Origin of the sequence: Bradyrhizobium sp. AUGA SZCCT0169 (genome assembly GCF_018130085.1) — a bacterium.
In the GTDB taxonomy this organism is placed as follows: Bacteria; Pseudomonadota; Alphaproteobacteria; order Rhizobiales; family Xanthobacteraceae; genus Bradyrhizobium.
Window position 1 is genome coordinate 84833 of the sequence record NZ_JAFCMC010000027.1, and the last position, 10527, is coordinate 95359.

The 10527-nt window shown below is 64.0% G+C and carries 9 protein-coding genes; 3 read left to right on the forward strand and 6 right to left on the reverse strand.

From position 1 onward, the window contains the following. Positions 1-170: 170 nt before the first annotated feature. Positions 171-1565, reverse strand: coding sequence for an MFS transporter (locus JQ609_RS25365; RefSeq protein ID WP_212208481.1), 1395 nt, complete (start codon positions 1563-1565; stop codon positions 171-173). Between the two features lie 268 nt (positions 1566-1833). On the opposite strand from JQ609_RS25365, the gene JQ609_RS25370 reads away from it, so the two are divergent. The 3 genes from JQ609_RS25370 to JQ609_RS25380 are packed head-to-tail and all read left to right on the forward strand — an operon-like array spanning position 1834 to position 5755. After that, positions 1834-3570 carry an iron ABC transporter permease gene (locus JQ609_RS25370; protein ID WP_212208480.1) on the forward strand — a complete coding sequence of 579 codons (1737 nt, stop codon included), beginning with the start codon at positions 1834-1836 and terminating at the stop codon, positions 3568-3570. A gap of 21 nt (positions 3571-3591) precedes the next feature. Then, positions 3592-4623, forward strand: coding sequence for an ABC transporter substrate-binding protein (locus tag JQ609_RS25375; RefSeq protein WP_249119283.1), 1032 nt, complete (start codon positions 3592-3594; stop codon positions 4621-4623). Positions 4624-4651: 28 nt separating this feature from the next. Beyond that, positions 4652-5755, forward strand: a complete 1104-nt coding sequence (locus JQ609_RS25380; protein WP_212275533.1) for an ABC transporter ATP-binding protein — start codon at positions 4652-4654, stop codon at positions 5753-5755. Between the two features lie 96 nt (positions 5756-5851). On the opposite strand, the gene JQ609_RS25385 is transcribed toward JQ609_RS25380, so the two are convergent. From JQ609_RS25385 to JQ609_RS25405, 5 genes are read right to left on the reverse strand one after another with little or no spacing between them, the layout of a single operon-like run. Continuing rightward, positions 5852-6643, reverse strand: a complete 792-nt coding sequence (locus JQ609_RS25385; RefSeq protein WP_212275535.1) for an ABC transporter ATP-binding protein — start codon at positions 6641-6643, stop codon at positions 5852-5854. Beyond that, a complete protein-coding gene (locus tag JQ609_RS25390) occupies positions 6631-7686 on the reverse strand; it encodes a dihydrodipicolinate synthase family protein (protein ID WP_212275537.1) in 1056 nt (351 codons plus the stop codon). The genes JQ609_RS25385 and JQ609_RS25390 overlap by 13 nt, the downstream gene beginning before the upstream one ends. Positions 7687-7694: 8 nt before the next feature. Beyond that, the gene (locus JQ609_RS25395; RefSeq protein ID WP_212275539.1) at positions 7695-8519 is read right to left on the reverse strand and encodes a GNAT family N-acetyltransferase; all 825 of its coding nucleotides are present in this window, start codon (positions 8517-8519) and stop codon (positions 7695-7697) included. Further along, positions 8506-9543, reverse strand: a complete 1038-nt coding sequence (locus JQ609_RS25400) for an NAD(P)-dependent oxidoreductase (RefSeq protein WP_212275541.1) — start codon at positions 9541-9543, stop codon at positions 8506-8508. The genes JQ609_RS25395 and JQ609_RS25400 overlap by 14 nt, the downstream gene beginning before the upstream one ends. Before the next feature lie 15 nt (positions 9544-9558). After that, positions 9559-10329 (reverse strand): ABC transporter permease, encoded by a 771-nt coding sequence (locus JQ609_RS25405; RefSeq protein ID WP_212208475.1) that lies wholly within the window; start codon positions 10327-10329, stop codon positions 9559-9561. Positions 10330-10527: the final 198 nt, after the last annotated feature.

Sequence of the window (10527 nt, forward strand, 5' to 3'; positions counted from 1 at the left end):
CCGGCGCGGACAGTGGACCGCAATTTGGAACAGTTCAAATCAAGAAAATGCGTTTGCGATGCGGGAAGAAAATTGACCAGCCGGGGTTTGGTGGGCGCAGGGCGCCACATGGCCGTCATGTTCGCCAGGTGCGGCCAGGGTTTGCCTGTCTTATAGGCACAGTCCTTCAATCAATCTCGCGATGGAGCCACCGCCAGACGCAGGAAACTCATTACGCACCCGAGCGCGGCAAAGCCGGCGCCGAGTGTCAGTGCAAGCGTCGCGCCATCGTGGCCGCCGAGCGCAAAGCAGAGTGCGGCGAACGCAGCACCCAGCGTTTGTCCGGTGAGCCGTGCGGTCGCGACGATGCTGCTGGCGCTGCCGCTGCGATGCGACGGTGCGCTCGACATCAATGCACGCAAATTTGGAGTTTGAAAGAAACCGAAACCGATCCCGCACACCACCATGCGCCAGACGATGTTGGCGACGCCGGGATCCGCCGGCAGCGTCGCCAGCAACACCATCCCCGCGCATAGCAAGGCGAGGCCGATGCCCCCGAGAATGCCGACGGGATAGCGGTCGGACAGCCGGCCGCCGATCGGCGCCATGATCGCGACCACCAGCGGCCACGGCGTCATGAAGAAACCGGTCTCGACCTGGGTGCGCATCAGCACGTCTTCGAAATAGAACGGCAGCGAGACGAAAGCGATCCCCTGAACCGCAAAGGTACATACCGACGTCGCCGCCGATAGCGCAAACATCGGCCGCCGGAACAAATCGATCGGCAGCATCGGCGCCGGGTGATCCGCCTGCCGCCGCATCATGATCCAGCCGAGGATGATGGCGCCAACCAGTTCGGCCGTTACCAGCACCGGCGGTGCGCTGTGTGCCGCACTTCCGATCCCGATGATGAACAGGCCGAGGCAGCCCGTGGTCAGCGCCGCGCTCGCAAAATCGAATGCGTGCGTCGCACGTGGCGTCGGCGGCAGCGTCTTCAAGCCGATCCACACCGCGATCAGGCCGAACGGAATGTTGATCGCGAACAGCCACGGCCAGGGGCCAAGCGCTAGAATGCCGGATGCGATCGTCGGTCCAAGAGTGAAGGCGGTGCCGACCACCAGCGCGTTGTGACCAAAACCGCGGCCCAGCATGTGCGTCGGGTAAACATAACGAACCAGCGCCGCATTCACGGCCATGATGCCGCTGGCGCCGAGCCCCTGCAGCGCACGCGCCGCCACGAGACTGGGCAGCGACCACGCTAACGCGCAGCCGATCGAGGCAATCGTGAACAGCAACAGGCCGCCGATATAGATGCGCTGATGGCCGACGATTTCGCCAAGCGCGCCGAGCGGCAGCAGCGTCGCCACCAGCGCGATCTGATAGACATTGACGACCCAGACCACATCGGCCGGGCTGACATGAAGGTCGGCGGCGATGGCGGGCAGCGCGATGTTGGCAATCGCGGTATCGAGCGAGGCCAGCGCCAGCGCGGTGAAGATCGCCGCGACCGCCCAGCGCCGGAGTTCCGGCGGCAAGCCGTCGATACCGGGCGTGGCAGGCGGCTTGGCGGTCGCAACTTCTGACATCGAGATCGGGGTTCTCCACAGCCGGCGCGGGTAACGGCCTTAAGGGGCGTGTACTACGGACGCGAGGTGTTCCACAGGCACGCCGCTGCATGATGCGTATGCGAAGGCCGGCTTCCGCGGCATTTTGAGCGCCGACTTTGTGCTACTTCCCGCCCGCCGCCTGATCGACTAGGCTCGCGACGCATTGCGGGCGCAAGATCCGAAAACGGACGGTCGCAGGCCAAGGGGAAGCGCTTTGGACGGACAGGGGAACCGGCGCAGCGAGGTCATGCGTAGCGCCAGTGAGGGGATGCGTCGGCGCGTGTGGGCGAACCTGTGGGTTGTGCTCCTGCTGGCTATTCTCGGCTTTCTCGTCATCTATCCAATCCTGATGCTGCTGCTCGGTTCGCTCACCGACACCAACCCGGTGGTCGAGGGCATCAGCCTGCGCCATCTTTCGATCGCGAATTTTCTCGTGGTGCTGGCGAATCCTAATGTCGGGGAGGCGCTGGTCAACACGTTGATCGCCTGCGGCGGCGGCACCGCGATTGCGGTCGTGATCGGGTTGCTGTTCTCCTGGATCGTGGTTCGCACCAATACGCCGTTCAAGGGCTTTATCGCCGCCGCCAGCATCCTGCCGCTGTTTGCGCCGCCGCTGGTCGCAGGCGTGGCATGGGCGATCCTCGGTTCGCCCAAGACCGGCCTGATCAACACCATGTTCAAATGGATCGGTCTCGACTGGCGCGTCGATTTCTATTCGCTGTGGGGCCTGGTGTTCGTGTTCGGCATCTATTACGCGCCTTACGTCTACATGTTCACTTCCTCGGCGCTGCGTAACATGGACCCGAGCCTGGAGGAGGCCGCCGAGATTTCCGGCGCCAGCGCGTTCGCGACATTGTTCTCGGTGACTTTCCCGCTGATCATGCCGGCGATCATCTCAGGCATGCTGCTGTCGTTCATCGTGATGCTCGGCATCTACGGCATTCCGGCGGTGCTGGGGTCGTCGACCAATCTGGCGCTATTGACGACTTATATCTTCAAGCTCACCAACTGGTCGCCGCCGCTCTACAACACGGCCGCAGCGGTTGCGATCATCCTGATGGTCGTCACCGGCGCGCTGGTGTTTTTGCAAAACAGGGTGCTCAGCGGCCGCAGCTACACGACGGTGGCCGGCAAGGCGTTCCGCCCCCGCAGCCTCGATCTCGGGCGCTGGCGCTGGTTCACGTTCGCCATCGGTATCGTCTATCTGCTGATCGTGGTGGTGCTGCCGCTGCTCGCATTGATCGTGGCGGCGTTCCGCAAGTTCATGTTCATCCGCGACGTCAGTAGCCTGTTCGACATGCGCCAATACTCGATGGTGCATTTCAACAGCATCTTCGACAATCCGCTGACGCTGCGGTCGATCTACAACGCGGTCGAGGTCGGCGTGATCACGGCCGTGGTCGGCGGCGCGCTGGCGTTTGCGATCGGCTACACCATTCATCGCACGCAGCTGACGGGCCGGCGATGGATCGATCTGATCTCAACCGTGCCGGTCGCGATTCCCGGCCTCGTGGTCGGCGTCGCTTATTTATGGGCATGGATCGGCATACCCGGCGGGCTGTACGGCACGATCTGGATCCTGGCGCTGGCGTTCATCGCGCGCTTCATGCCGGACACCGTCAAGGCGTTGTCGACCTCGTTCATGCAAATCCATCGCGAGCTGGAAGAGGCCGCCTGGGTCTGCGGCAGGGGCATGTTCGCCACCATACGGACCATCGTGCTGCCGCTGGCGCGGCCCGGCGTGATCGCGTCGATGACGCTGTTGTTCGTGCTGGCGATCCGCGAACTCGGCTCGTCGCTGTTTCTCTACACCAGCAACACCATGGTGATGTCGGTGCTGCTGCTCGACTATTACGAGGGCGGAAATCTCGGCAAGACCGCCGCGTTCAGCCTGGTCCAAACGGTACTGCTCGGCGTTCTCATCGGCGGCGCCAACTGGCTGTCGCGCGAGGCGACGCAGAGCGGCGTTGCCCGCACCGGATAAAAAACTCGAGGGAGGATTGCTATGAATAGACGGATCTTCACCAAAATGGCGCTGGCTGGCGTCGCCGGTCTCGGCATCCTGTGGGGCGCACCATCGCAGGCGCAGGAGTTCGGTTCGCCCGAACTGATAGCGGCGGCGAAGAAGGAGGGGAAACTGGTGTTCTACACGGCGAATTTCGCCGAGGTCGAGCAGCAGGTGATCAAGGAGTTCCAGAAGCGCTATCCCGAGATCAAGGTCGAGATGGTGCGCGCGCCGGGCGGCCAGCTCATCACCCGCGTCAAGACCGAGGCCGCTGCCGGCAAGCTGATCGCCGACGTGGTCGATCATTCCGATCGCGCGCTGATGCAGCCTTTGGCCGACCTGTTCCAGGACTACGCGCCGCCGAATGCCGCGGATTACAATCCCGATTCCCTGATTTCTCCCAAACTGTGGCCGCGCGTGACCCTGGTCTGGTCGATCGCCTACAACACCGAACTCGTCAAGAATCCGCCTAAGTCGTGGATGGATCTGACCAAGGCGGAATACGCCAAGCAGACCGGGCAGGTGTTCGCCCGGTCCGGCGGCACCACCTGGACCCGCGTGATGTTCGAGCGCCAGGTGCTGGGCGAGGACTATTGGGCCAAGCAGGCGGCGACCCGTCCGATCCTTTATCCGTCGGGCGCGCCGATGTCGGACTCGCTGGTGCGCGGCGAAGTCGCGATGGGTCCGCTGCTCTACAATGCGATCTATCCGAAGCAGAAGGACGGCGCGCCGATCAAGATTTTCTTCCCGCCCGAAGGCGCCCCGGTCAATCCTTACGCCACGGGAATTCCAAAGACCGCCGCCAATCCCAACGCCGCGAAGCTGTTCCTGAACTGGTGCCTGTCGAAGGAGGGGCAAACCTTCATGATCAAGGAGCTCGGCAATCTGACCTCGCTCAAGGTGGCGCCGGTCTACCCCGAGGGTTTCGATCCCAAGGTGGTCAAGGTCTGGTTCCCGAAATTCGACGAATACGTCAAGCTGCACGAGCCATGGGTGGCGGAATGGGACAAGACCTACGGTCACCGGCAGTGAGCGATCTACGCATGACGCGGGCTTCTTCATGACGGCGACTCTTGAGGTAACCGACCTGCGCAAGCAGTTTGCGGTCGGCCGCCCGGCGATCGATGGCGTCAGCTTCGCCGTGCCGGCCGGCGAGATCGTAGTGCTGCTGGGACCGTCCGGCTGCGGCAAGACCACGACGCTGCGATGCGTGGCGGGGCTGGAACATCCAACCGACGGCGAAATCAGTATCGCCGGCCGGATCGTGTCGGCACCGGCCAGCGGCATCCTTGTGCCGCCGCGCCTGCGCGAGCTCGGCATGGTGTTTCAGTCCTATGCGGTGTGGCCGCATATGACGGTGCGGCAGAACGTGGTCTATCCGCTCAAGCATCGCAAGATTTCGCGCGCCGACGCCCGCCGCAAGGTCGATGAGGCGCTCGAACTGGTCGGCCTGTCGGAATATGCCGACCGCCCGGTGGTGGCGCTGTCCGGCGGCCAGATGCAGCGCGTCGCCCTGGCGCGCAGCATCGTCTACCGGCCGCAATTGCTGCTGCTTGACGAGCCGTTGTCGAATCTCGACGCCAAGCTGCGGTTACGTTTGCGCGACGATCTGCGCGTCATCCTCAAGCAGACCGGCATGACGGCGCTCTATGTCACCCATGACCAGGCCGAAGCCGTGGTGCTCGGCGACCGCATCGGCGTGATGCGCGACGGCAAATTGCTGCAGATGGATACGCCGGACGCGATCTATAACCGGCCGGCGGATCTGTTCGTCGCTAATTTCACCGGCGCCACCAACGAACTTCCGGGCACGCTGGTGTCGCGCAACGGCGAATTTGGCACGGTCGATTTCGGCGACGGTTGCCGCGGCGAGGTGGCGTTGCTGCATTCGCTGGGTCCGGACGAGAAGGTGCGCATCGCGCTGCGACCGGAGAACATCACGATCGGCCAGCACAACGGCGCCAACACCTTTCCCGCCCGCGTGCTCGACCGCCGTTATCAGGGCACGCAGACCGCCTATGGCATCGAACTGTTTGGCCGCCGGCTGGAAGTGGTCGAACTCGGCACCGCCGCCCGGCACCAGGTCGGCACCGAGACGCCGGTGTCGCTGCCGCGCGAAAGCTGCTGGGCCTATCGCGACACCGGGCCGGTGTCGTATGAATAGCGGCCCGTCATTGCGAGCGAAGCGAACCAATCCATTATCACCTCGCGTGCCGAAGGATGGACTCCTTCGCTTCGCTCGCAATGACGCGGATATACCTTACCCGCTCGGCCCCATCCCCAAACTCCCGTAAATCCGCCGCGCATACGCGCCAAACTCATCAGTGGTCTTGATCGGCAGATCGCGCGGAAACGGCAGCTCGATCGGGAAGTACTCCGCCATCCGCGCCGGGCCCGCGGTGAGCACCGCGCAATGCGAGGCGAGGAACACGGCTTCCTGGATGCTGTGGGTGACGAAGATGATGGTCTTGCCGCTCTCGCGCCAGATCCGCAGCATTTCCAGATTCATCTGTTCGCGCGTCAGCGCGTCCAGCGCACCGAATGGCTCGTCCATCAGGATCAGTTTGGGATCGTGGATGAAGGCGCGCGCGATCGCAGTGCGCTGCTGCATGCCGCCGGAGAGTTGCTGCGGATATTTGTCCTCGTAGCCGCCAAGGCCCACGAGATTGAGCAGATCGCGGGCGCGGGCGCGGGCGGCCTTCATCGGCAGCAGCCCGACGATTTCGGCCGGCAGCAGCACGTTGTCGAGAATAGTGCGCCACTTCAGCAGCAACGCCTGCTGGAATACCATGCCGATATCGCGCGCGGGGTCGAACGGCGTCTTGGTATTGCCAATCTTGATGGTGCCGCCGTCGGCCTCGTGCAACCCGGCCAGAATTTTCAGCACCGTGGTCTTGCCGCAGCCGGATGGTCCGACGAGCGAGACCAGCTCGCCCTCGCTGACGTCCATGGTGACGTCGGAGACAGCCAGAAACTCCGTGCCCTTCGACCGGTAAACCTTGCGGACGTTGCGCAGGCTGATAAAGGGCTCTTCCGCCGTCATGCCAGCCATTTCTGCAAGTTGTCGGCGACGAAGGCGTCGTCGGAAAGATCGGCGTGCTCGCGGCAGACCCGGTCGATCTCCTGCATCTGGCCAGGGCTCAGCCCCTCGGCCGGATCGAGGCACCATAGCCCCTGCATCAGTCCCTGCCGACGCAGGATTTCGTGACAGCCGGCGATGCAGCCATGGAAATTGTTGGCGACATCGAAGAAGGCGCTGTTGCAATCGGTCACTCGGGCATCAAGTGCCAATAGGTCCGCCGGCACGGTGTCCTTGTAGCGCGCCGCCTTGCACACCTCGAACTGCTTGATCGCGGCCGCCGTCCACACCGACCAATGGCCGAGCAGGCCGCCCTTGAAGTAGGTGCGGGTGGTGACGCCGTTGTCACGCAGATCGAACGGCAGCATCAGGTCGAGCAGGATATGGTCGTCATTGCCGGTATAGAGCGCAACGCGGTCGAGTGCGCCGGCGGCGGCGACGCCGCGCAGCACGTCGAGGGTGCGGTAGCGGTTGAACGGCGCGATCTTGATCGCGATGACGTTGTCGATCGCTGCAAAGCGCCGCCAGAAGTTTGCCGTGAGAATGACGCCGCCGACCGCGGGCTGCAGGTAGAATCCGACCAGCGGAATCTCGCGCGCCACCGCCTCGCAATGTGCGATGATCTCGTCTTCTGAGGCCGATTTCATCGCGGCAAGGCTGAGCAGGCCGGCATGGTAGCCGATGCCGCGCGCAATCTGTGCTTCCGCAACGGCTTGCTGCGTCGGACCGGCGAGGCCCGCGACCATTGCCAGCGGCCGCTTGGTCCAGTCGGCCGTGGTCTGCGCCGCCAGCTCCAGCACGGGCTTGTAGAGTCCGACATCGCGGATCGCGAACTGCGTGGTATGCACGCCCACCGCAAGGCCACCGGCGCCGGCATCGATATAGTAGCGCGACAGCGCGCGCTGGTGCTTGGTGTCGAGCGTGCGGTTGGCATCGAGCGCCAGCGGATGCGCGGGGATCACCGTGCCGTCGGCGATCAGTTGTCGTACCTCGGATTTGATTTCGCTGTGGTGCATGAAAATCCTTATCCAAATTCCGGGCCGGCGACCGCGAACGGCAATTCCCCGGCCAGCATGGTGGCGCGGCCGAACCGCATGCGCTGGAACGGCCGCTCGATGGTCCAGCCGTTGTGGGTGAGGCCGCGCAGGAAATCTTCCTGCGAATGCACGGCGTCAAGCAGCCACGGGCCTTGCTCTGACCGTACGATGGCATCGACCAGCGTCAGCGCGCTTTCGCCAGCGTCGGCAAAGACAGGGCCGACATGGCGGGCAGCGCGGCCGTCCCGGACCAGCGCAACGGCGTTGCCTGATGATACCATGCGGGAACCGGCGCGGCCGCCGAACTCGGTCAGGAGAGCGCGGCGGTCAAACCCCATGGCGCTGACATCGCGCGCGATGAAATCGGCGACGCTGCAATTCGATAGCGATTGCGCGGCGCTCACGCCTTTCGGGGCTTCCAGCCGCTGCCGCCGCAATTGCAGCGTCGGTGTGAAGCCGAGCGGGCCATAGACGTTGGCTCCATCGGGCGTCGCGTCGAGCCAGGTGGTGAGGCCGCGCTTTGTCGCTATCTTGAGGCAGGCGTCGACCAGCCGGGTCGCGACACCGCGGCGGCGCCAACTCGCGGTCACCAGCACCATGCTGATCCAGGCGTTTGCGGCGGAGTAGGGCAATAGCGCCGCGGTCGCGACCAGTTGCTTGCCGTCACGCACCCCGAACACGGTTCCCTTGCTCAGGAAAAACCGCCAGTCGGCCTCGTTCTGGTTCCAGTGCGCTTCGGTCGACAACAGCAATCCAGCCGGCGCATCGCCGACGCCGAGTTCGACGAGCTCGATGTGCTCAGTACCGGCCATCGCGCACCTCATATTTGGTGGGCTTGCCGAGGCTCGGCATCGACCGCGACACCCAGTCGGCGGTCCAGCGGATCAACTGATCGGTATCGACAACAGGCAGGCCGAACAAGCTTACGGCTTGCGACGTATTGGTCAGCCACGCCGTCGGCTCTTCCTTGCCGATGATGACAGGCGCGATTCCAAACCGTTGGCCGAATCTGGCGGCGAGATCGCGCACCGCGAGAATTTCGTGGCCGCTGACATTGATCGGCGAGGTCGGCGTGTCGCAATGTGCGAGGCAGCGCAGCGCCTGCGAGGACGCATCGCCCTGCCAGATGAAATTGACATGGCCGAGGCTGACGTCGATCGGCTTGCCCCGCAAGACCTTGCTCGCGATGTCGTGCAGCACGCCGTAGCGCATGTCGATCGCGTAGTTCAGCCGGAAAAGCCGGCCCGGCGTGGAATGCTTGCGCGAGAAATACTCGAACATGCGCTCGCGCCCGACACAGGATTGCGCGTATTCGCCGGGCGGATTGGGTGCAAGGTCCTCGTCGGCGCCCTTGCCGTTCACGGGCACGAAGGGATAGACGCAGCCGGTCGAGAACGCCACGATCCGCGAACCGGCAAAGGCCTGAGCCACCAGTGCCGGGACGTGCGAATTCATCGCCCAGGTCAGCGACAGATCGCCCTCGGCGCCGAACTTGCGGCCAGCCATGAAGATGATGTTTTGAATTCTCGGCAGCGCCTTGATCGCGGCTTCGTCGAGCAGGTCGCAATTGATGGTCTCGACGCCACGGGCCTGCAGCCAGTCCTTGACGTCAGGCTCGCTGAAGCGTGCGACGCCGATAACCCGGCGGTCAGGTGCGGCGGCCTTAGCAAGCCCCGCCAGCGTCGGCCCCATCTTGCCGGCAACGCCCAGGATCATGATGTCACCATCGACCTTGCGCAGGTCGTCGATCAGCGCCTGGCTCGGCAGGCACAGCAGTTCATCGAGGGCGGCGATATCCGGGATCGTCTCCGGCAATTGGTCGCGTGTCAGCAGCATGCCTGTTCCCTTGTATTATTGCAGCCTGACGTCACGGACCACGAACAGCCGCTCGAGGCCGAGCACCAGGCCGTACAACGCCACGCCGAGCAGGGTCAGAAGAATGACGGCCATCACCATCGCCGGCGTATCGAGCGAGGCCTGCACCTGGATCATGAGATAGCCGAGCCCGCGCTCGGAGGCGATGAACTCGCCGACGATGGCGCCCGCGACCGCCAGAATGGCGCCGACCTTCATGCCTGAGAATACGTAAGGCAGCGCGCCCGGCAGCTGGATCTTCCGGAACAGCGTCCAGCGCGAGCCGCGCAGCGATTTCACCAGGTCCAGCAGATCAGGCTCGACCTCGCTCAGCCCCCGCGCGGTCGTCAGCAGGATCGGGAAGAAGCAGATCGAGAACGCGATCAGGATGTTCGGAAAGATGCCGTAGGAGAACCAGACGATGAACAGCGGTCCCAGCGCCACTTTCGGAATCATGTTCAGCGTGACGAACAGCGGCAGCAGCAGCAGGCTGATCAGCGGCGACCAGGTGAACATGACCGCCAGCATGACGCCGACCAGCGCGCCGAGGCAGAAGCCGCCGAGGATTTCGGCGCCCGTCACCCAGAGGTTCGAGAGCCAGGCGTACTTGGCCGACGTCAGGGTCGAGAGCGCGGCCAGCGGCGAGGGCAGGATGAATTTCGGCACCTGGAAGGCGTCGACCAGCACCTGCCAGAGCACGATCACGGCAAGATGCGCGATCAGGATGATCGCCACCGTCCTCGCCGATCGCCCTGCATCGCCAGACACCGCGTACTCCTTGTTGAGGCGCGTCCGGTTCCCGGGCGCGCGGTGGCAGTCTATCGCGGGGCGTCCCAGGTTTCAACCAGTTGGTTGATTAGGGAAGCTCTCCGCTGTCGTCCGGCCTTGCGCCGGGACCCATATGTGGACGGCCCCCGTGCCACAAGAGTTTTTTGACGGTCTGATCGGATCGCTTGCATCCATATG

Coding starts and splice junctions, on each gene's coding strand:
- JQ609_RS25370 (WP_212208480.1), top strand. CDS start 1,834: ATGCGTAGCGCCAGTGAGGGGATGCGTCGGCGCGTGTGGGCGAACCTG.
- JQ609_RS25390 (WP_212275537.1), bottom strand. CDS start 7,686: ATGCACCACAGCGAAATCAAATCCGAGGTACGACAACTGATCGCCGAC.
- JQ609_RS25400 (WP_212275541.1), bottom strand. CDS start 9,543: ATGCTGCTGACACGCGACCAATTGCCGGAGACGATCCCGGATATCGCC.
- JQ609_RS25375 (WP_249119283.1), top strand. CDS start 3,592: ATGAATAGACGGATCTTCACCAAAATGGCGCTGGCTGGCGTCGCCGGT.
- JQ609_RS25380 (WP_212275533.1), top strand. CDS start 4,652: ATGACGGCGACTCTTGAGGTAACCGACCTGCGCAAGCAGTTTGCGGTC.
- JQ609_RS25385 (WP_212275535.1), bottom strand. CDS start 6,643: ATGGCTGGCATGACGGCGGAAGAGCCCTTTATCAGCCTGCGCAACGTC.
- JQ609_RS25395 (WP_212275539.1), bottom strand. CDS start 8,519: ATGGCCGGTACTGAGCACATCGAGCTCGTCGAACTCGGCGTCGGCGAT.
- JQ609_RS25365 (WP_212208481.1), bottom strand. CDS start 1,565: ATGTCAGAAGTTGCGACCGCCAAGCCGCCTGCCACGCCCGGTATCGAC.